At 65.9% G+C, this 20,385-nt stretch carries 17 protein-coding genes and 1 pseudogene; 10 read left to right on the top strand and 8 right to left on the bottom strand.

Going from position 1 to position 20,385, the window contains the following annotated elements; translation table 11 throughout:
- Positions 1-15: 15 nt before the first annotated feature.
- From QX121_RS09955 to QX121_RS09945, 3 genes are all read right to left on the bottom strand, one after another.
- Entirely contained in the window at positions 16-1,188 is a 1,173-nt protein-coding gene (locus tag QX121_RS09955; RefSeq protein WP_315811812.1) for a M20 aminoacylase family protein, read from the bottom strand.
- Positions 1,189-1,266: 78 nt separating this feature from the next.
- Entirely contained in the window at positions 1,267-2,199 is a 933-nt protein-coding gene (locus QX121_RS09950) for a glycosyltransferase family 2 protein (RefSeq protein ID WP_315773431.1), read from the bottom strand.
- Positions 2,200-2,247: 48 nt separating this feature from the next.
- Complete coding sequence (locus QX121_RS09945; protein ID WP_315811811.1) at positions 2,248-2,769, bottom strand: NUDIX domain-containing protein; 522 nt, start codon at positions 2,767-2,769, stop codon at positions 2,248-2,250.
- Positions 2,770-2,896: 127 nt separating this feature from the next.
- Here QX121_RS09945 and QX121_RS09940 point away from each other — a divergent pair, with 127 nt between their 5' ends.
- Positions 2,897-3,781 (top strand): metallophosphoesterase, encoded by an 885-nt coding sequence (locus QX121_RS09940; protein ID WP_315811810.1) that lies wholly within the window; start codon positions 2,897-2,899, stop codon positions 3,779-3,781.
- A gap of 15 nt (positions 3,782-3,796) precedes the next feature.
- On the opposite strand, the gene QX121_RS09935 is transcribed toward QX121_RS09940, so the two are convergent.
- Complete coding sequence (locus QX121_RS09935) at positions 3,797-4,345, bottom strand: hypothetical protein (RefSeq protein WP_315738370.1); 549 nt, start codon at positions 4,343-4,345, stop codon at positions 3,797-3,799.
- A 236-nt stretch (positions 4,346-4,581) separates the two neighbouring features.
- Complete coding sequence (locus QX121_RS09930) at positions 4,582-4,788, bottom strand: hypothetical protein (protein ID WP_315717315.1); 207 nt, start codon at positions 4,786-4,788, stop codon at positions 4,582-4,584.
- Positions 4,789-4,983: 195 nt separating this feature from the next.
- On the opposite strand from QX121_RS09930, the gene QX121_RS09925 reads away from it, so the two are divergent.
- Positions 4,984-6,429: a short-chain fatty acyl-CoA regulator family protein gene (locus tag QX121_RS09925; protein ID WP_315811809.1), complete on the top strand. Its 1,446-nt coding sequence runs from the start codon at positions 4,984-4,986 to the stop codon at positions 6,427-6,429.
- A gap of 281 nt (positions 6,430-6,710) precedes the next feature.
- On the opposite strand, the gene QX121_RS09920 is transcribed toward QX121_RS09925, so the two are convergent.
- The gene (locus QX121_RS09920) at positions 6,711-7,397 is read right to left on the bottom strand and encodes an L-2-amino-thiazoline-4-carboxylic acid hydrolase (protein WP_315811808.1); all 687 of its coding nucleotides are present in this window, start codon (positions 7,395-7,397) and stop codon (positions 6,711-6,713) included.
- 153 nt (positions 7,398-7,550) lie between these two features.
- Between QX121_RS09920 and QX121_RS09915 the strand changes: the two genes are divergently transcribed.
- From QX121_RS09915 to mdoH, 3 genes are all read left to right on the top strand, one after another.
- On the top strand, positions 7,551-8,177 hold the full coding sequence (locus QX121_RS09915; protein ID WP_315811807.1) for a LysR family transcriptional regulator: 627 nt from the start codon (positions 7,551-7,553) through the stop codon (positions 8,175-8,177).
- Between the two features lie 190 nt (positions 8,178-8,367).
- Entirely contained in the window at positions 8,368-9,864 is a 1,497-nt protein-coding gene (locus QX121_RS09910) for a glucan biosynthesis protein G (RefSeq protein ID WP_315811806.1), read from the top strand.
- Entirely contained in the window at positions 9,852-11,981 is a 2,130-nt protein-coding gene (gene mdoH / locus QX121_RS09905) for a glucans biosynthesis glucosyltransferase MdoH (protein WP_315811805.1), read from the top strand. The genes QX121_RS09910 and mdoH overlap by 13 nt, the downstream gene beginning before the upstream one ends.
- A gap of 18 nt (positions 11,982-11,999) precedes the next feature.
- On the opposite strand, the gene QX121_RS09900 is transcribed toward mdoH, so the two are convergent.
- On the bottom strand, positions 12,000-13,298 hold the full coding sequence (locus tag QX121_RS09900; protein WP_315738376.1) for a TadE/TadG family type IV pilus assembly protein: 1,299 nt from the start codon (positions 13,296-13,298) through the stop codon (positions 12,000-12,002).
- Positions 13,299-13,645: 347 nt separating this feature from the next.
- On the opposite strand from QX121_RS09900, the gene QX121_RS09895 reads away from it, so the two are divergent.
- The 3 genes and pseudogenes from QX121_RS09895 (at position 13,646) to QX121_RS09885 (ending at position 15,876) form a co-directional block, all read left to right on the top strand.
- Positions 13,646-14,041: a hypothetical protein gene (locus QX121_RS09895; protein WP_315776125.1), complete on the top strand. Its 396-nt coding sequence runs from the start codon at positions 13,646-13,648 to the stop codon at positions 14,039-14,041.
- Positions 14,042-14,148: 107 nt separating this feature from the next.
- A complete protein-coding gene (locus QX121_RS09890) occupies positions 14,149-15,324 on the top strand; it encodes a zinc-dependent alcohol dehydrogenase (RefSeq protein WP_315811804.1) in 1,176 nt (391 codons plus the stop codon).
- A 13-nt stretch (positions 15,325-15,337) separates the two neighbouring features.
- Positions 15,338-15,876 (top strand): annotated as a pseudogene (locus tag QX121_RS09885) (hypothetical protein).
- A gap of 26 nt (positions 15,877-15,902) precedes the next feature.
- On the opposite strand, the gene QX121_RS09880 reads toward QX121_RS09885, so the two are convergent.
- The gene (locus QX121_RS09880; protein WP_315811803.1) at positions 15,903-16,613 is read right to left on the bottom strand and encodes a hypothetical protein; all 711 of its coding nucleotides are present in this window, start codon (positions 16,611-16,613) and stop codon (positions 15,903-15,905) included.
- 487 nt (positions 16,614-17,100) lie between these two features.
- Here QX121_RS09880 and pgm point away from each other — a divergent pair, with 487 nt between their 5' ends.
- Positions 17,101-18,741 (top strand): phosphoglucomutase (alpha-D-glucose-1,6-bisphosphate-dependent), encoded by a 1,641-nt coding sequence (gene pgm / locus QX121_RS09875; protein ID WP_315811802.1) that lies wholly within the window; start codon positions 17,101-17,103, stop codon positions 18,739-18,741.
- A gap of 225 nt (positions 18,742-18,966) precedes the next feature.
- Positions 18,967-20,202 carry a lytic murein transglycosylase gene (locus tag QX121_RS09870; RefSeq protein WP_315811850.1) on the top strand — a complete coding sequence of 412 codons (1,236 nt, stop codon included), beginning with the start codon at positions 18,967-18,969 and terminating at the stop codon, positions 20,200-20,202.
- Positions 20,203-20,385 lie beyond the last annotated feature (183 nt).

Here is a 20,385-nt window from a genome sequence, read left to right as displayed (position 1 = left end):
GCCACGCCGCCGGCATCAATCAGCCGGCATCGTCTTCTCGACCAGCCGCACCCAATAGGAGGCGCCATGGCCGAGAATGTTGTCGTTGAAGCGATAGGCCGGGTGGTGGCAATCCTTGCCGTCGCCCATGCCGAGGAAGACGAAGGCGCCGGGACGGGCCTGCAGCATGAAGGCGAAATCCTCGGCCCCCATCAGCGGCGGCGCATTGTCGACCACCCGCTCCGCGCCGACAACGTCGCGGGCGACGTCAGCGGCGACGCCGGTCTCGCGCGCATGATTCATCGTGATCGGGTAGAGCCGCGTGTATTTCGTCGTCGCCTCACCGCCATAGGTGCGGGCGATGCCGTCGGCGACCTCGGCAATGCGGCGCTCCACCAGATCCTGCACCTCGGGATCCAGCGTGCGCACGGTCCCCTTCAATTCGACGGTCTCCGGAATGACGTTCATCGCCTTGCCGGCCTCGACGACGCAGATCGAGATGACCGCCGACTTGATCGGATCGACGTTGCGCGACACGATCGACTGCAGCGCCGTGATGATGTGCGCAGCGATCAGCACGCTGTCGACCGCCTTGTGAACCCCGGCGCCGGCATGACCGCCCTTGCCGCGGACGGTGATCTCGATCTGGTCCGATGACGCCAGCATCGGGCCCGGCCGCAGCGCGAAGACGCCTTCGGGCACGCCCGGCGCATTGTGCAGACCGTAGACCTCCTGGATGCCCCAGCGGGTCATCAATCCATCGTCGACCATCGCCTTGCCGCCGGCGCCGCCCTCCTCGGCGGGCTGGAAGATTACAATCGCGGTGCCGTCGAAATTGCGCGTGTCGGCGAGATGCTTGGCGGCACCCAGCAGCATCGCGGTATGGCCGTCATGGCCGCAGGCATGCATCAGGCCCGGCGTCTTCGACGCATAGGGCACCCCCGAGGCTTCCTCGATCGGCAGCGCATCCATGTCGGCGCGCAGGCCGACGGTGCGACCTGAACTCGTCCGACGGCCGCGGATGACACCGACCACGCCGGTGCGCCCGATGCCGGTCACCACCTCGTCACAGCCGAATTCGCGCAAGCGCTCGGCGACGATGCCGGCGGTGCGGTGCACCTCGTACATCAATTCCGGATGTTCGTGGAAATCACGGCGCCAGGCGGCCATGTCGTCGGCGAGCGCGGCGATGCTGTTGAGGATGGGCATGGAGGCGGTGTTCTCGTTCAGGACGTTGACGCCCGAACCATGACCGGAACGGCGGACGGACACAAGCTTTCGCCTGCATCACCCCTCGATCGGCGCGTGTGACAGATAGGCCAGCAGCTTCATCTCGCGGCGACCGCGGGTGACGGTGTCGAGCACGAGGCCCGACGAGGCCGACAGCAGCGCCATGATCATCAGGCCCATCGACAGCACGGCGGTCGGCAGCCGCGGCACCAGTCCGGTCTCGATATAGGTGACGAAGATGGGAATCGCGAAGCCGATCGAGACCAGCGCGAGGAAGATGCCGATCGCGGTGAAGAATCGCAGCGGCTTCTCCGAACGATAGAGCTTCAGGATCGTGCCGAGGATGCGGAAGCCGTCGCGCCAGGTGTTGAGCTTGGAGACGGACCCTTCGGGCCGCGCGTAGTATGGCGTCGCCAGTTCGGCCACCGGCAGCGCCAGCTCCAGCGCATGCACGGTGAGCTCGGTCTCGATCTCGAATCCGTCGGAGAGGACGGGGAAGGATTTGACGAAACGGCGCGAGAATACGCGGTAGCCGGACAGGATGTCCTTGAAGGCCTGGCCGAACACCTCGGCGAGGAAGCTCGTCAGCATCCAGTTGCCGGTGCGATGACCCATGCGATAGGCGGCCTGCTCCTGGTCGACGCGCAGGCCCACCACCATGTCGAGCCGCTCGCTGACGAGACGCGCGATCATGCCGGGCGCACTCGGCGCGTCATAGGTCGCGTCGCCATCGACCAGGACGTAGATGTCAGCATCGACATCGGCGAACATGCGCCGGACGACGTGGCCCTTGCCCTGCCGCCGCTCGCTGCGCACCTCGGCGCCGGCCGCGCGCGCGACCTCGATGGTGCGGTCCTTGGAATTGTTGTCGTAGACATAGACCGTGGCCGTCGGCAGCGCCTGCTTGAAATCGCGGACCACGGTGGCGACCGCGGCCTCCTCATTGTAGCAGGGCACCAGCACGGCGATCCGCATCGAAGGTGATATCATCGACCCCTCTCCCACGGCCGGGAGACTGCCCTCATTCGGTGCAGAAATTCATAATGATCCGGCGGCAACGTGCTGTTCCGGCCGCCAGGTGGGAATGACCTTAACGCCGTCTAGCACCTCGCGCAGGCGGGACAGCGTGCCGAGCGTGGTTCCCTCCGGCAGCGCATCATTTGCGAAGAATCCGGTCTCCACGATCTCGAGGTTCGGCTCCGGCGGCCGGTCCTGCGTGAACCTTTTGATAATGAAGACGGCGACGTGGTCGCGCGACGAGACGTGGCTGTTGAGGAAGATGCCGTGCAGCTCCGGCTCGCCTTCGAGCGCGATCCGGCCCTCCTCGAACAGCTCCCGCGTCAGCGCCTCAATGAACGTCTCGCCGACCTCGACGCCGCCGCCCGGCAGGTGCCAACCCGAGACATAGCCATGCCGGACCAGGAACACGCGGTTCTCGGCATCCAGCACCACGCCGCGGACGCCGAGCGTCATGCCGCGGGCGAAGCGCCAATAGAGATGGAAGCCGCGGCGGAGCACGGGCTCGAACCGGATCCGCAGCCGGCTCAGATGTGTCGTCATCGCTGTCGTCGTCCTGGTTGTTCTTGCGCTCGCTGGCAGGGCTTGTCATGAGAGCCGGGCACCACGAGGGATAGCACGAGATGACATCTGGGCGCGCTTGCATCCGCCATCGGCACCGAGGGGCATAATGGCCGCCTTCACGCTCGCCCATCTGTCCGACCCGCATCTCGCGCCACAGCACAAGCCGCGCCTGTCGGAGCTCGCCGGCAAGCGCGCGCTCGGCTATCTCAACTGGACGCGCAATCGCTACAAATACCATCGCAGCGACATCCTCGATCTGCTCATCTCCGACCTGCACACGCAGATGCCGGACCAGATCGCCGTCACCGGCGATCTGGTCAATTTCGCCCTGGAATCGGAATTCCCGCTCGCCCAGGCCTGGCTCAGGACGGTGGGTCCGCCGGACAGGGTCACCGCGATCCCGGGCAATCACGACGCCTATGTGCGCTCGACCCGGCTGCGCTTCGCCGAGAGCTTTGCCGACTATTTCGGTGGCGATGCCGCGGGACCGGCAACGTTCCCGTCGCTGCGCCGGCGCGGGCCGCTGGCGCTGATCAGCCTGTCCTCGGCCGTGCCCTCGGCGCCGTTCATGGCGACGGGACGGATCGGCAGCGCGCAACTCGCCGCGCTTGAGCTGCTGCTCGAATCGCTTGCGCACGAGCAGCTGTTCCGCGTGCTGCTGGTGCATCATCCGCTGCGCTCGGCCCACCGGATGAAGCGGCTGACCGACGCCAAGAAGCTGATCGCGCTGCTCGCGCGCCATGGCGTCGAGCTGATCCTGCACGGCCATGACCACGTGCATTCGACCATCTGGATCGACGGCCCGGAGCGCAAGATCCCGGTCGTCGGCGTGCCCTCGGCCTCCTCGATCGCGCATGGCCACTATCCAGCCGCGGCCTACAACATGTTTGCCATCAGCAGCGACGGCAATCACTGGCGCTGCGACATGACCGTGCGCGCGGTCAACGAGGCGCTGCGCGTGCGCGAAATCCGCGAGGTCCGCCTGCTTTGAGTCGCGGCCAAGTCCTCAGATCTGCTGCAGGCTCGCATAGAACGCGACCCCGAACAGCGACAGCGCGCCAAGCACGAAGCCGAGCACGAACGGCCAGAACCCGCCGCGCCGCCGCGGCGCCTCGCTGGTCTCCTTCGCCTGAGCCCGGGCGACGCTGAAGGCACGCTCGCGCTCGACCATGCGGCGGGCGACGTAGTCGGTGACGGCTTTCACGATCGCACCGATGTCGTGCGACTCGACGAGCACGATGCGGCCGTTGCGGGTGTCCTGCACGAAGCGATACTGCCGCTTGTCACGCCCCATCACGACATGGGCGACGACGTCGATCCACAGCCGCGGCGTCTCGCCCTGGCTGATGCCACGGTCGAACAGATCGAGCTGGCTCGGGATCTCTGCGAACAGGGGGTCGAGCGCGTCGTTGAGGATCTCCAGCCGAGCCACCTCGGCGTCGCGCAGGTCGACCACCACGCCCGTTCGGTCCGCGGCCTCGATCCGGGCCTGGCGCAGCGCTTCGCGCAGACGCACGGGGCGGGAGTCTGTGCTGCTATCGGCGGCCTCGGACATCGCTCACGCTTTCACGGTTCGGCCCTGGTTTCGCCAGGTTCCCACCGCGTAAACCTAGCAGTAACCCAGTATTCTGCAATCCCCTTTCATCTTCAATGGGTTATAAGCACGCCGTCGTAACCACGAAAAGGACGTGGGCGGCCCCCGCCGATGTGATCCGGCTGAGACCGCCCCGTCCTTGGGCTCTTCCTTGAGCTTATTGAAATACCCGGCAATGCATTCCTTGCGCGGCCGCGTCAGGCGGCCGGAGCGCGCTGCGGTTCCTCGACGATCGAGAACCGCACGCCAGCCTTGTGGCGGTTCTCCTCGGACACCTCGCGCCAGCAATCCTCGGCTTCCTTGCGCGACTTGAACGGACCCTTCACCTGGGCCGAGCCTTCCACCAGCTTGTGGAAATTCATCGAGCCGAACTCGCCGCCGATCACCCAGAAATTGCTGCTCATGAGACTCTCCTTCAACCGTCACAATTTTGACAGTGCATTGCGAATTGCGTGACAGGAGATAAACGCGAGTCCGGCTGTTTCGTATAGAGCCCTTGTTTTCGAATGGTGATGTCATGTAACATCATCACTTGTCATAAATGTTATTTTGTAAATTTTGTCACAAAGGCGGGCCGGCCGGCCCGAAGGGGGATCGCGATGCCCGGCGAATCCGGAAAGAAGCTGTTCGTCGGCCCGCGCTTCAGGCGCATCCGCCAGCAATTGGGGCTGTCGCAGACCCAGCTCGCCGAGGGCCTCGGGATCTCGCCGAGCTATGTCAACCTGATCGAGCGCAACCAGCGCCCGGTCTCTGCCCAGATCCTGCTGCGGCTGGCCGAAACCTACGACCTCGACCTGCGCGACCTCGCCAGCGCCGACGAGGACCGCTTCTTCGCCGAGCTCAACGAGATCTTCTCCGATCCGCTGTTCCGCCAGATCGAGCTGCCCAAGCAGGAGCTGCGCGATCTCGCCGAGCTCTGCCCCGGCGTCACCCACGCGCTGCAGCGGCTGTACGCGGCCTACACCGAGGCGCGCCGCGGCGAGACCCTGGTGGCGGCGCAGATGGCCGACCGCAACGAGGGCGCCCGTTTCGAGGCCAACCCGATCGAGCGCGTGCGCGACCTGATCGAAGCCAACCGCAACTATTTCGCCGAGCTCGAGCAGCAGGCCGAAAGCCTGCGCGACGCGCTCGACGTGCCGGCCGAGGGGCTCTATGCGGCGCTCGCGGCGCGGCTGCGCGAAAAACATTCGGTGCAGACCCGCGTCATGCCGGTCGACGTGATGCGCGAAACGCTGCGCCGCTACGACCGTCATCGCCGCCAGCTCCTGGTTTCCGAGCTGGTCGACGGGCCGGGCCGCACCTTTCAGCTCGCGGTCCAGCTCGGCATGGCCGAATGCCTGCCGCAGTTCGAGGTGATCCTCGGGCGCGCGGGTGCGCTCGACGACACCTCGCGCCGACTCTATCGCATGACCTTGGCGAGCTACTTCGCCGCCGCCGTCATGATGCCTTACCCCGCCTTCCTCGCCGCGGCCGAAGCGCTGAACTACGACATCAACGTGCTGGCGCAGCGCTTCAACACCGGCTTCGAGCAGGTCTGCCACCGCTTGACCACGCTGTCGCGCCCCAATGCCCGCGGCATTCCCTTCTTCATGCTGCGCGTCGACAATGCCGGCAACGTCTCCAAGCGCTTCTCGTCGGGCACCTTCCCGTTCTCCAAGTTCGGCGGCACCTGCCCGCTGTGGAACGTGCATTCGACCTTCGACACTCCCGACCGCCTCCTGAAGCAGATCATCGAGCTGCCGGACGGTTCGCGCTATTTCTCGATCGCCCAGATGGTCCGCCGCCCGGTCGCGCCGCATCCGCTGCCGCAGCCACGCTTCGCGATCGGCCTCGGCTGCGAGATCAGGCACGCATCGCGCCTGGTCTATGCCGCCGGCATCGATCTGGAGAAAACAGAGGGCACTCCGATCGGCGTCAACTGCCGGCTGTGCGAGCGGGAGAACTGCGCCCAGCGCGCCGAGCCGCCGATCACGCGGACGCTGATCCTGGATGAGACGACGCGGCGCGTCAGCTCGTTCGCGTTCAGCAATGCGAGGGAGCTTTGAGACCACGGCTCTCTCCTCCGTCATTCCGGGGCGCGCGAAGCGCAAACCAGGAATCCATCCAACGACACCGCCTGCGGCCCTGATTCCGGGCTCGCGCTTCGCGCGCCCCGGACTGACACCGGGTTTTTAGCCCCATCTATCCACGTCATTTGGGCGCGGCGCGCAGAGAGCAGCGCCAGATGCAGACAGCGCCGCATGCGCGCCTTTGCCCACCCTACGAACTGCAATCGCTAAGAGAGCTTTCGTTTGGAAGAACCTCGCGTTGCCAAGAATGATCCGACCTAATCCGAGGCCAGCCGCGAGAAGCGGAAGTTGCAGTGGCTTGCGCCACCGGCCAGCGTCTGCGTCCGCTCGAGCCGGACGCCGCGCGTCGCATAGGCGTCGACGTCCAGCCCGCAGATGTTCGGCAGGATGTCCTTGTCACCATGACGAGCGGCGAATTTGCAGAAGCCGCAAGCCTTGTAGTCGATGCCGAATTCGAAGGTGTCACTCGGGCCGGGCTCGACGACGTCGTAGACGAAGTCGTCAGGAAATTCGCGCCGATGGCTTTCCGATGTACTCAACGCCGCCTGTTGACGCAAGAAGCTCCGGTTCTCGGGCGACATGAATCGGCGGCCCGCTTCGAGACGCTGCGCTTCAGGCTCCGTGAGCAGCTGCGCCTTGTGGACCTCTCGTTCGATGTCGCCGATCACGGCGGATGGCAAGCCGTGTCGCCGGAGCACACGGCTCATGGCCATGAAGCCGATGAGCTGCATGAAGAACGCGGTCATGCGGCTTGCGGCGCCTCCGACATATGGAAGCTGGTTGAGCACGACGTCGAACTCCTTCAGGACGTCGGTCCTGATTGCATCGATGTCAGACAGCTCAGCCCGCTGGCTCAGGAAGGGACCGGCAAGGTCGAGGCGCTGGCGCATGGCGTCCTGCATGGCGCCGATGTGCGTCTGGTAGAAGAGATGGATATCGGACATCGAACCTCCTTCGTTGCCGGACCTGTCCGGCCAGCACGTTGAGCAAGCAACCCTACCCGCGACCATCCGCGGGCCTCAAAGCAGAGTTTCTGCGGCTCAGCGAAAGAAAATCTATTGCAGGCCTACGGACCTGCCGTGCCAGAGTGCCTGACGATGACCTACAGCCTCCCTCCCCTGAACGCGCTCCGAGCCTTCGAAGCTGCGGCGCGACATCTCAGCTTCAAGCTGGCTGCGCATGAGCTGCATGTGACGCCCGCCGCTATCGGGCAGCACGTGAAGGCCCTCGAACTGCGCCTCGGGGTGCGTCTGTTCGAGCGGCTGCACAAGCAACTCGTCCTGACGGCGGAGGGAAAGTCCTATCTGGTCGGGATCTCCGACGGCTTTCGCCGCATCGCAGATGCGACCTCGCAGCTCAAACCCCGATGCGCGGTGCTGCTGCAACTGGGCGTCCACGACGGCTTCGATTTGCGTCGCCTCGCGCTGGAGCATTTCCGCGGCACACATCCCGACATCGGATTGCGGGTCGTGCAGCCGGCCGGCTTGCATGAGTTGGTCGAAGGGAAGGTCGACGTGTTGATCGACCGTGGCCTTAGCAACCATCCCGGCTATCGCTGCGACAGGATCGAAGGGAGCAGCGGCTTGGGAGACTGGCTCATCGCACCTGAAGGGACGGCGGAGTGTCCGGAAGTGACGGGCCTGCGCGTATGGTTGCGTTCCAGATCGGCTGACGCCTTGCCGATCGACCGTCGACCAGGTCGGATCGGACTCGTCCGACGTTGAAGCCTCCCCCCTCGCCTTTGCCAATATAGAGCCGTGCGAGCAACGACCGGTCAGCGGCGTCATGATCGTCGTTCATGTGCCGTTCGGACACGACGATCGATTGTTCGGGCTGAAGGGTCGCGCTTCCCGATGGAACCCGACGCCTTCAGAAATGTTGCTCCGCAGTTCCATGCAGCAAAGCGAGAATAAGTTGAATCGTCGTCAGTTCATTCAATCTGCGGCTGCGATCCCGGTCGCCGCATCGCTGGCGCGGAGTGCGTCGGCAGCGGCGCAGCCGTTCAGTGCAGCCACTGTCCGCGACCTCGCGCGCAATCTCGCGGCCAAGCCCTACGCTGCGCCGGACGACAAGCTGCCGGACGCGCTGGCCAAGCTCGACTACGACGCCTATCGCTCGATCCGCTTCCTGCCGGACCATGCGCTGTGGCGCGGCGATAACCTGCCGTTCCAGGCGCAGTTCTTCCACCGCGGCTCCATCTACAAGGACCGGGTCGACATCTACGAGATTGCCGACGGGCAGGCCAAGCCCGTGGCCTATCGTCCGGAGGACTTTGCATTCGGTCAGCAGGTCGCGGCGTTCCCGGCCGCCGATCTCGGCTTTGCCGGCTTCCGCATCCACGCGCCGATGAACCGGCCGGACTACTACGACGAGGTCTGTGTGTTTCTTGGCGCGAGCTATTTTCGCGCGGTCGCCAAGGGCGAGATCTACGGGCTCTCCGCGCGAGGGCTGTCGATCGACACCGGCGAGGCCAAGGGCGAGGAATTTCCGGTGTTCAAGGCGTTCTGGCTGGAGAAGCCGACGGGCGGCGCCACCGCGATGGTGGTGCACGCGCTGCTCGACAGCAAGAGCGCCACCGGCTCCTACCGGTTCACCATCCGTCCCGGCGAGACGACCGTGTTCGACGTCGAGGCCTCGCTGTATCCGCGCGTCGAGATCGCTCACGCCGGGCTCGCGCCGATGACCAGCATGTTCTTCTTCGGACCCAACGACCGCAACGACGTCGACGACTTCCGCCCCGCCGTGCACGATTCCGACGGGCTGGCGATGTTCAACGGCAAGGGCGAGCAGTTGTGGCGCCCCCTGAGCAATCCGCGAGACCTGCAGGTCAGCGTGTTCAACGATCTCAACCCGCGCGGCTTCGGCTTGATGCAGCGGGAGCGAAAATACGCCGCCTACCAGGATCTGGAATCGCATTTCGAACGGCGGCCGAGCCTGTGGATCGAGCCGATCGGTGACTGGGGTGAAGGCGCGGTGGTGTTGTTCGAGATTCCGACCAAGCAGGAGATCCACGACAACATCGCCGCATTCTGGCGACCGAAGGCGCCGCTCGCCGCCAAGGGCGAGCACAACATGACCTACCGCCTGCATTGGGGCCAGGATGCGCCGAAGCCGCATGCGCTCGCGCGCGTCACTCGCACCGGCGTCGGCGTTCACGGCGAAGGACGGCTGTTCGTGCTCGAGCTCGAGGGAGACGCCTTGAAGGAACTCGATCCGGGCCAGGTCAAAGGCGTGGTCAGCGCCGACAAAGCGGAGGTGACCAACATCGTCACGCAGCCCAACCCCGAGACGGGCGGATGGCGGCTGAGCTTCCAATGTGCCGTGAATGGCGCACCGGTCGAGCTGCGCGCCGAGCTGACCGCCAATGACAAGCTCGTCTCCGAGAGCTGGATCTATCGATGGACGCCGTAACCTCAAGGCAGATGCGCGCGCCTCATCGCGCGGCGATCAACAGCTTCCTTCCCGCAGAAGCGCCGCTCGCGATGGAGCCGTCGCCGCTGCATCACGTTCCGGCGGCGCAACAGGCGATCACGAACGGGCCACGCATCGCGTTGCGGCGCGCGCTGATCTTCGCCGGCACGGCCGCATTGACGTTGGCCGGCTGCTACAAGATGTACGAAGTGGTCGAGGTCGGCGGGGTGACCGTGCTGGAAGGCATGGTGCTGGTGCTGTTCTCGATCCTGCTTGCGTGGATCGCCTTCGCCTTCGTGTGCGCGCTGGCCGGCTTCTATGCCTTGCTGGGGCGGCGGCGCGATACGATCGCGATCGACATCGACGGCCCTCTGCCCGATCTCGCAAGCCGCACGGCGATGCTGCTGCCGACCTACAACGAGGATCCGCATGCGGTGATGGTGCGGCTGCGGGCCATGATCGAATCCGTCGCCGAGACCGGTCAGGCCGAGCACTTCGACTGGTTTCTGCTGAGCGACACCACCGATCCCGACATCTGGATCGGCGAGGAAGCCGCATTTCTGGCGCTGCGCGAGGCCTGCGGCACCGATCGCGTGTTCTACCGGCACCGCGCCGACAATGTCGCCCGCAAGGCGGGCAACATCGCCGAATGGGTGCGGCGCTTCGGCGCGGCTTATGATCACATGATCATCCTCGACGCCGACAGCCTGATGAGCGGCCCGACCGTGGTGCGGCTGGCGCATGCGATGGAGCACGCCCCGGAAGCGGCGCTGATCCAGACCCTGCCCGTGATCGTCAACGGCACCAGTCTCTTCGCTCGCCTTCAGCAGTTCGCCGGCCGACTCTACGGGCCGGTCATCGCCGCCGGCAATGCCTGGTGGTACGGCGCCGAAGGCAACTATTGGGGCCACAACGCCATCATTCGCGTCGCGGCGTTCGCGCAGGACGCGGCCCTGCCGGAGTTGCGCGGCCGCAAGCCGTTCGGCGGGCATATTCTCAGCCACGACTTCATAGAAGCCGCGCTGATGCGCCGCGCCGGCTGGGGCATCTACATGACGGTCGACCTCGACGGCAGCTTCGAGGAAGTCCCGCCATCGCTGATCGACCATGCCGCGCGCGACCGGCGCTGGTGCCAGGGCAATCTGCAGCATTTGGCGGTGCTGCCGGCGCGCGGCCTGCATTGGGTATCGCGGCTGCACCTGCTGATCGGCATCGGCGCCTACATCACCGCGCCGCTGTGGTTCGCCTTCCTCGTGCTCGGCATCCTGATTTCGCTGCAGGCCAATTTCGTCCGGCCGGAATACTTCCCGAAGGGCTTTGCGCTGTTTCCGACCTGGCCGGCCCAGGATCCGGTGCTTGCGGCCCAGGTCTTTGCGGCGACGCTCGGGCTGCTGATGGTGCCGAAGCTGCTCGCCTGCTTCGCGACCTTGTTCACGCCGGCGCGGCGCCGCGGCTTCGGCGGCGGGCCGCGCCTCTGCGCCGCCGTGCTGGCGGAGACCGTGCTGGCTGCGCTGATCGCGCCCTCGATGATGATCTTCCAGTCGGTCGCGGTGATCGAGATCCTGCTGGGACGCGACGCCGGCTGGCAGGTACAGCGCCGCAGCGACGGCGGCGTGAGCCGGCAGGAGATCTATCGAAAGTTCGCGCTGCCCACCCTGTGCGGCCTCGCAATGGCTGCCAGCGCCTATGCGGTGTCGCTGCCTCTGCTCGCCTGGATGTCGCCGGTCATTGCCGGCCTCGTGCTGTCGATTCCGATCGGACTTCTGACGGGCGGCCGCAGCACCGGCACCGCCCTGTTCGTGACGCCCGAGGACCGGACGCCGCCGCGCGTGCTGATCCGGGCGCGGGAGCTTGCCGATGAGCCCGAGCCCCGCCGCGAGGCCGCGCTGGTCGCGCTGCAGCGGAATGCCGAGCTGCGGCGACAGCATATCGATGCCCTGCCCGCGCCACAGCGGCGCGAGCCGGGCGACATCGACGTCGACCTCGCCACCGCCAAAGCGCGGATCGCGGGGGCCGGCTCGTTCACGCAGGCGATCCGCTTCCTGTCGCGCCGTGAGATCCTGGCCGTCCTCAGGGATGGCGCGACGCTGGAGCTGCTCGTCGCACTTCCCGCATGAGCGCCTGGACGACCTGCCCTATTTGGTCAGATGCGCCGATGCGATCGCCTGCTGGAACAGCGCGGTGAGCGCTGCGCCGATGCTGCCGCTCGAATCGACCTCGTAGTAGTAGCCCGGGCTGGCGCACGATTTCATGATGCCGCTGATCGAATCCCGCCATGGCGCGATATAGGTCGTGTACCAGCTGTTGTTGGTGATCGCGAGATAGGTGGTGTAGAGCACGGCGATCTTGATGCCACGAGCCTTCAACGCATCACAGGTCGTCGTGTTCAGCGGTTCCTGGCAGCGGCCGCCCGAGAGAACTGTCTTGCTGCAGGTGGTCGGATAGGAATAGTCGGCGACGCCGTCGGAGACGAAGAACAGCCATTTCTGCGGCTTGGTCGACGAGCCATCGCCCTGGGTCGGGATGACGCCGTTCATCGCGGACATCGCACCGTCGAAATCGCTGCACATGTCGTTGTTGTAGCCGCTGTAGGGGATCGTCATCAGGTCGAGCGAACCGACCGACGATTTCACCGAGGACATGCTCGAGGACAGGCTGGCGATGGTCGTGAGGCCGAGCGAGCCGCAGTCGCTGCCCAGGCTGTAGACCGCCATGCGGTACTGGTTGCTGACGACCTGGCTGGCGGTCGCCGTGTCCGTGAGCGACTGCGTCGCGCTCCGGACGACGTCGATGCGCATCGTCACGCCCTTCTTCTTGGCGATGGAATAATAGCTGTTGGTCTGCAGCGTCTTCTTCGAGCTCGACGTATAGGTGTCGTGGCAGGCGAAGGCGCACTTGTCGGACGTCGCATTCTGCAGCGTCGTCATGTCGGCCGTGGTTGCGCCGAGGCCCTGCGACGGCGAGTTGTCGAGCAGAACGTAAAAGTCCATGTAGGTCGGGAACGAGGCCGAAGCCGACGACGAGGCCGAGACCGTCATGGTCGGGTAGCCGAACATGTGCATGAAGGCCGTCTTGACCACCACGGTGGCGCTGCCGGTCACGGTCCGCGCGGTGACGCTATCGCTGATATCGATGTTCAGCGAGTCCGCCGCCAGATTGTGCGCCGCCATCTGGCCGTTGAACATGTTGGTCGCCGCCGTCTTGGCGTCCGACGCGGCGCCGCGCATGGCGGTGTAGCCGGTCGCAGCCAGCATCGCGGCGTCGATCGAAGCCGACAGCTTCGCCTTGGCGCGCACGGCCATCGAATAGTCGATCGCCGAGCCGACGAAGGCGAGGATCGGGAGCAAAGCAAGCGCGAAGATGATCGCGATGTTGCCGCTCTGGTCGCGACGGAAACGCGACAATAGCCTGAGGTATCTATTTCCGGCCAGCACGGCCACACTCCAACGAACACGGTGATGTTGCCGGGAATGTTGCGGATCAAGCGTTGCATTGGAATTGATGGAATTGCCGAGAATTGGTTACGTTGCGTTTCCGATTGTCGTAAGCGGCCTTCCGGCGGTGTCGATGCACCACTCAGAGTGACATGACTGCCATGCGGACAGTGCTTTTGGCGGGCCCAACACGGAATGCCGGACGGGTCTCATCCGCCCGCCGCCCCCTGATCTGCGCGGCACCCCTCCTCTGGTACCCCGATTGCAAAGCGGCTGCGCCGATTGCATAGTCCGCGCGGTTTGCAGCGCCGGGGCGCGCTGATTCTCTGGGGGAGTTGAGGACGACGATGGCGGATGCCGATCTTGATGCCGTGATCCGGCAACTGGCCAAGCAGCAGAACAAGGCCATTCTGGCGGCGGCGAAGAAGCGCAGGGACCGCTTCAACGGCATGGCCGTCAAGGCCAAGGACAAGGACGCCAAGGAGCGCTTCAAGCTGCTCGCTCGCGAGGCGGTCGAGCAGGCCAATGCCGCCGCCCGACGGCTCCTGATCTCCGCCGACAACGTCGCCGACAGCTACGCCCGCGCGATGCGCCAGGCCGCCGCCGCGGAGCTGCCCAGGAAGGCGGAGTCCAAGCCTCCGGAGAAAAAGGCCGACGCCGCGGCAGCCAAGCCGCAAGCTCGCAAGGCGGCCAGGAAGGCTCCTGCGAGGGCCACGGCGAAGAAGGCCGCCAAGTCGGCCTGAGCCGGGCTCCGAGCGGACGCCTCGCCACCTCCGAAAATTGCGCCTTCGATAGCAACCATCGCCGCGCCCTTCGACTTGCCTCCGCAACATTCTGCCCGGAGGACTGTATGAAGGCGCTGGTTTGGCATGGCAAAGAGGACATTCGCTGCGACACGGTGAGCGATCCCGAGATCGAGCATGACAGGGATGCCATCATCAAGGTGACGAGCTGCGCGATCTGCGGCTCCGACCTGCATCTGTTCCACAACTACATCCCGGCGATGATGCCCGGCGACATCATGGGCCACGAGACCATGGGCGAGGTCGTCGAGGTCGGTTCCGGCGTCAACGGCAAGCTCAAGAAGGGCGACCGCATCGTCGTGCCCTTCACCATCATCTGCGGCGAATGCGAGCAGTGCCGACGCGGCAATTTCTCGGTCTGTGAGACCACCAACCGCAACAAGCACCTTGCCGAGAAGGTGTTCGGACACACCACCGCAGGCCTGTTCGGCTACACGCATCTCACCGGCGGCTATCCGGGCGGCCAGGCCGAGTATCTGCGCGTGCCGTTCGCCGACGCCACGCATATCAAGGTTCCCGACGGCTTGACGGACGAGCAGGCGCTGTTTCTCAGCGACATCTTCCCAACCGGATGGCAGGCGGCCGCGCAATGCGACATCGAGCCGGACGATACCGTCGCTGTGTGGGGTTGCGGCCCGGTGGGACAGATGGCGATCCGCAGCGCCATCCTGCTCGGCGCCGCCAAGGTGATTGCGATCGACCGCATTCCGGAGCGGCTGGCGATGGCCGAAGCCAGCGGCGCCATCCCCATCAAATTCGACAAGGAGAGCGTGGTCAGACGGCTGAACGAGCTGACCGACAACAAGGGCCCGGAGAAGTGCATCGATTGCGTCGGCTTCGAGAGCCATGTCACCCTGGCGCAGCCCGATAGCGTAGTCGATCGCGCCAAGCAGATGTTCATGCTCGAGAACGACCGGCCGCACGTGCTGCGCGAGATCATCTATGTCTGCCGTCCCGGCGGCATCGTCTCGATCCCCGGAGTCTATAGCGGACTGTCCGACATGGTGCCGATGGGCGCGCTGATGAACAAGGGCCTGACGATCCGCACCGGCCAGACCCACGTCAACCGCTGGACGGAGGACCTCGTGCAGCGCATCGAGGATGGCCAGATCGATCCGTCCTTCGTCATCACCCACACCGTGCCGCTCGCGCAGAGACCTGAGATGTACCGCGCCTTCCGCGACAAGCAGGACAGCTGCGTCAAGGTCGTGCTGAAGCCATAAGGGATCGCATCGCATGTTTCATGTCTCGAATCTCGTGAGGTCGAAAGGCGACCCCAAGATCATCTCGACCGGCCCGAGCTCGCTGACGCCGGCCGATCGACTGGCCCGCGGGCTCGGCTGGTTCAGCATTGCGCTCGGCACGCTGGAGCTGCTGGCGCCGCACCGCGTCACCCATGCGCTCGGCATGGAGGGCCGCGAGGGACTGGTGCGCGCCTATGGCGTGCGCGAGCTGTTCGCCGGCGTGCCACGCTCTCGGTGGAGAAGCGGGCCGGCCTGCTGAGCCGCGTCGCCGGCGATGGGCTCGACATGACGACGCTGGCCGGTGAGCTCAGGCCGAGCAATCCGCGCGTGGGCAGCGTGCTGGCGGCGCTGGTCATGGTCGGAGGCATCACGGCGCTGGACTACATGTGCGCCCAGGACGTCAAGAGCCAGCACGATCCGCGACGCGGCCGCAAGCGCCTCTACAGCGACCGCAGCGGCTTTCCCAGGGGCATCGCCGCCGCAAAAGGCGCGGCGTTGCCGCGGCCGGCGCGCAGCACCGCTGCGACCTAGCCGGCCTGTGACAAAGCGTCCTGAAGCTACGGCTTCAGGACGACAGAGAACCGGCGAAAGCCCGCGATCTTCGGAAACGCCTCCGCGGCCTCCGGCGAGACCAGGGCCACCACGGCTGCGCTCACCTCGCCATTGTTCAGCCGGGTGATCGCGGTGGCCTGTCCTTCCAGCAGCAGCACCTCCGTCGCACCGGCCGCATTCATGGCCGCGGTGATCTTCGCGTTGGACTTGGCATAGCGCTCGTCGATCGCGATCACCTTGCCGCTGAGATCGCCCACTCCGCGCACGGTGGGACGCGCCAGCAGCACCGCGACGAGATGACTGTCGGCGGGCCCCTCTGGGACACGCAGCGCGGTCATCCGCTCGGCCAGTTCGGCCGCCACCGTCACCGCAGCCACCATGACGTCGTTTTGGACCTTGGCCGGATTCGGCGTGTCCGTCGTGGCGGAGGGGGTCTTGATCACCGGCGCGGGCGCGCCGTCAGCCGGCGCGACCGGATCGGGCCGCGGCGTTTGCGCCGGCGCCGCGAGCGGCTTTTCGATCGGTTTATCAATCGCCTTTTCAATCGGCTTTTCAGTCGTCTTGGCGGTGACGATTTGCGGCTTAACCCGGCGCTTTGCGGCGTGGGCGTGCTTGCGCTGCAGGGCCGCGCGGCGCGCGACCGCGGCTGCGGGCTTACGGATCGTCTTGGCAGGCTCCAATGATTGCGGCGGCTGGTCGGCGACGGGACCGTCCACGCAGGGCCTTCCGCTCAGATCGACGCAAGGCGAGGCCACCTGCGGCGTCACCTGGTGGCTGCAGCCGGCCAGGGCCAAGGTTGAAACGACGGCCAACGCGCCGAGACAAAGCGCTCTCACTTTTCCGCTCCTGACGACTCTCCTGCGCACGGGACGCGCCTCTGCTTTGGCCTGCTATTTCAAGGGCCATCGGTTAAACTCAGGCTTAAGCGCCGGTCCCGGCGCGCGGACTCAGTGAGGCGTGGTTAATGTCGCGCGCACAAGGCGGCGGCATTGGCCGGCCTCGACCGCGAGGACCCGGCATTCCCTCAGCGGATATGAAATAGGCTTCACGCCGCCGCGGCGGGCGTGCACGAATTCCGTTGATCGGATCACCGCGCGCCGCCATGTTGCGGCAGGTTCGTCGCGACGCCCCGCGTTCCCTGCGCCCGCCGCGGCGGAACGAAGCGCCGCCGCAGATGTTTCTCGAACTTGCGAAGGATGCTCCATGGCCAAGACAGACCCCGCAGCCGGCAAGCCGATCGCCAATGCCGCGCTCGCCAACATTCCGCGGCTGATCACGGCCTATTATGCGCTGAAGCCCGACCCGCACCAGCCGACCCAGCGCGTCGCGTTCGGCACGTCGGGCCATCGCGGCTCGTCGTTGAAGACCGGCTTCAACGAGAACCACATTCTCGCCACCAGCCAGGCGCTCTGCGACTACCGGCGCCAGCAGGGTCTCGACGGCCCCCTCTTCGTCGGCATCGACACCCACGCGCTGGCCGAGCCGGCGCTCGCCAGCGCGCTCGAAGTGTTCGGCGCCAATGGCGTCGAGGTGATGGTCGACAAGGACGGCGGCTACACGCCGACACCGGTGATCTCGCACGCCATCATCTCCTACAACAAGGGCCGCACGGCGCATCTCGCCGACGGCGTCGTCATCACGCCGTCGCACAATCCGCCGGAGGATGGCGGCTACAAATACAATCCGCCGCATGGCGGTCCCGCCGACACCGACGCGACCGCCGAGATCGAGCGGCAGGCCAATGTCTATCTCGCCAACGACCTCGATGGCGTGTCGCGCATCAGCTACAGCCATGCCAAGCAGCGCGACTCGGTGCACGCTTACGACTACATCACGCCCTACGTCGCCGATCTCGCCAACACCGTCGATCTCGACGCCGTCAAGGCGGCCGGCATCAAGATCGGCATCGATCCGCTCGGCGGCGCGGCGATCGCCTATTGGGCGCCGATCATCGAGCGCTACGGCCTCAATGCCACCATCGTGAACGAGCTCGTCGATCCGACCTTCCGCTTCATGACCGCGGACTGGGACGGCAAGATCCGCATGGACTGCTCATCGCCCTACGCGATGGCGAGCCTGATCGGCATGCGCGAGCGCTTCGATGTCGCGTTTGCCAACGACACCGACGCCGACCGCCATGGCATCGTCACGCGTTCGGGCGGGCTGATGAATCCGAACCACTATCTGGCGACGGCCATCTCCTATCTGTTCGCGCACCGGCCCGATTGGCGCGCCGATGCCGCGATCGGCAAGACCATCGTATCGAGCTCGATGATCGACCGCGTCGCGCGCAAGCTCGGCCGCAAGCTGGTCGAGACGCCGGTCGGCTTCAAATGGTTCGTCGAGGGCCTCGGCTCCGGCAGCTTCGGCTTCGCCGGCGAGGAGAGCGCGGGCGCGTCGTTCCTGAAGCGCGACGGCACGGTGTGGACCACCGACAAGGACGGCCTGATCCTCGGACTGCTCGCGGCCGAGATCATGGCCAAGCGCGGCCGCGACCCGAGCGAGCTCTACAAGGAGCTGACGGCAGAGCTCGGCGCGCCAGTCTATGAGCGCATCGACGTACCGGCGAGCCCGTCGGCAAAGGCGGCGCTGAAGGCCCTGACGCCGGAAATGCTGAACCTGAAGGAGCTCGCCGGCGATCCCGTCCGCATGGTGCATACGAAGGCTCCGGGCAACGGCCAGTCGTTCGGCGGCATCAAGGTCGAGACCGACTACGGCTGGTTCGCGGCGCGCCCCTCCGGCACCGAGGACGTCAACAAGCTCTATGCCGAGAGCTTTCGCGACGCCGAGCATCTCAAGCGGATCCAGAGCGAGGCCCAGGCGGCGCTGGCGAAGGTGGGGTGAAAGGGCGAGTAGCGAATAGGGAGTAGCGAATAGGGTTCTTGCCGTTCCCCATTCGCCATTCGCCCCTGCCCCCTTCCCTCCCGCCCCCCGCATCGGATATCGATGGCTGGACAACGACCTGACAGCCATCGGTGAGACCGGATGCGAAGCTCTTCGACTGCCTTGCGCGTCATCTTCAGCGCGCTCGCAACCTCGTTCATGCTGGTTGTCAGCGCCGCGGCGCAAATGGCGCCGGAAGCGGCCGCACCGCGTCCGAGGCCGGCGCCTTCCTTGCGCGCCGCGGCCTGCCATAACGGCCAGAGCTTCGACCGGTTTCTCGCCGAGCTGAAGCAGCGTGCCATTGCCGAAGGCGTGTCGCAGAGCGCGATCGCGGCCGCCTCGCCGTACCTCACCTACAACCAGGGCATCGTCAACCGCGACCGCGGCCAGCGGGTGTTCGGCCAACTGTTCACCGAGTTCGCCGGCCGCATGGCCGCAAGCTACCGAATGCAGAACGGCCAGCAGCACATCCGGATGCATGCGGCGGCGTTCGCGCGCGCCGAGAAGGAGTATGGCGTGCCCCCGGCGGTCATCGCCGCGTTCTGGGGCCTGGAGAGCGATTTCGGCGCCAACATGGGCAACCTGCCGGTGCTGCCCTCGCTGGTGTCGCTGGCCTACGACTGCCGCCGCAGCGAGCGCTTCCAGAACGAGACCATCGCCGCGTTGAAGGTCATCGACCGCGGCGACCTCGCGCCGTCCGAGATGATCGGCTCCTGGGCCGGCGAGCTCGGCCAGACTCAGTTCCTGCCGACCCACTACGTCACCTATGCCGTCGATTATGACGGCGACGGCCGTCGCGATCTGCTGCGCAGCGCGCCCGACGTGATCGGCTCGACGGCGAACTATATCGCGACCGGGCTGAAATGGCGCCGCGGCGAACCCTGGCTGGAGGAGATCCGCGTGCCCCAGACCTTCCCCTGGGAGCAGGCCGATCTCACCGTCAAGGCGCCGCGCAGCAAATGGGCCGGCCTCGGCGTGACCTATGCCGACGGCCGGTCGCTGCCGAACGATGCGCTCGAAGCCTCCGTGCTGCTGCCGATGGGCCGCAACGGCCCGGCGTTCCTGGCCTACGCCAATTTCGCGGCCTATACCGAATGGAACAACTCGCTGATCTATTCGACGACGGCCGGCTACCTCGCGACCCGCATCGCCGGCGCGGCGCCGATGCGCAAGGCATCCGGCCCGGTCGCGCAGCTGCCGTTCAATGAGATCAAGGAGCTGCAGCAGCTCCTGGTAAAAGCCGGTTTCGACGTCGGCAAGGTCGACGGCGTGCTCGGCCAGCAGAGCCGTATCGCGGTCAAAACGATGCAGTTGCGGCTCGGGCTGCCGGCCGATTCCTGGCCAACGGCGGAACTGCTCGTAGGCATGCGCGGCACACCGCGGGCGCAGGCGGCGCCGGCTTCAGCGACAGCGACACGGTAGGTGAGCCGACATCATCGCGCGACGCTCCTCGTCTCTCAATTGCTGATGACTTATTGTCCGACTTCATGCGACCGTGTCGTCCGCTCTTGGTTATTCCAATTTATCACCTTGGAATTGGACCGCCAGACGATCGCTCAGGACAAAAGCGCGAGCAGACGGACAATTGAAGCCCAATTTGGCTTG

Origin of the sequence: Bradyrhizobium sp. SZCCHNR2028, assembly GCF_032380995.1 — a bacterium.
In the GTDB taxonomy this organism is placed as follows: domain Bacteria; phylum Pseudomonadota; class Alphaproteobacteria; order Rhizobiales; family Xanthobacteraceae; genus Bradyrhizobium.
The sequence above is the reverse complement of the archived record's forward strand: the minus strand, read 5'-3'. Positions and strand labels throughout refer to the sequence as shown.

Coding starts and splice junctions, on each gene's coding strand:
- QX121_RS09955 (WP_315811812.1), bottom strand. CDS start 1,188: ATGCCCATCCTCAACAGCATCGCCGCGCTCGCCGACGACATGGCCGCC.
- QX121_RS09950 (WP_315773431.1), bottom strand. CDS start 2,199: ATGATATCACCTTCGATGCGGATCGCCGTGCTGGTGCCCTGCTACAAT.
- QX121_RS09945 (WP_315811811.1), bottom strand. CDS start 2,769: ATGACGACACATCTGAGCCGGCTGCGGATCCGGTTCGAGCCCGTGCTC.
- QX121_RS09940 (WP_315811810.1), top strand. CDS start 2,897: ATGGCCGCCTTCACGCTCGCCCATCTGTCCGACCCGCATCTCGCGCCA.
- QX121_RS09935 (WP_315738370.1), bottom strand. CDS start 4,345: ATGTCCGAGGCCGCCGATAGCAGCACAGACTCCCGCCCCGTGCGTCTG.
- QX121_RS09930 (WP_315717315.1), bottom strand. CDS start 4,788: ATGAGCAGCAATTTCTGGGTGATCGGCGGCGAGTTCGGCTCGATGAAT.
- QX121_RS09925 (WP_315811809.1), top strand. CDS start 4,984: ATGCCCGGCGAATCCGGAAAGAAGCTGTTCGTCGGCCCGCGCTTCAGG.
- QX121_RS09920 (WP_315811808.1), bottom strand. CDS start 7,397: ATGTCCGATATCCATCTCTTCTACCAGACGCACATCGGCGCCATGCAG.
- QX121_RS09915 (WP_315811807.1), top strand. CDS start 7,551: ATGACCTACAGCCTCCCTCCCCTGAACGCGCTCCGAGCCTTCGAAGCT.
- mdoH (WP_315811805.1), top strand. CDS start 9,852: ATGGACGCCGTAACCTCAAGGCAGATGCGCGCGCCTCATCGCGCGGCG.
- QX121_RS09895 (WP_315776125.1), top strand. CDS start 13,646: ATGGCGGATGCCGATCTTGATGCCGTGATCCGGCAACTGGCCAAGCAG.
- QX121_RS09890 (WP_315811804.1), top strand. CDS start 14,149: ATGAAGGCGCTGGTTTGGCATGGCAAAGAGGACATTCGCTGCGACACG.
- pgm (WP_315811802.1), top strand. CDS start 17,101: ATGGCCAAGACAGACCCCGCAGCCGGCAAGCCGATCGCCAATGCCGCG.
- QX121_RS09870 (WP_315811850.1), top strand. CDS start 18,967: ATGGCGCCGGAAGCGGCCGCACCGCGTCCGAGGCCGGCGCCTTCCTTG.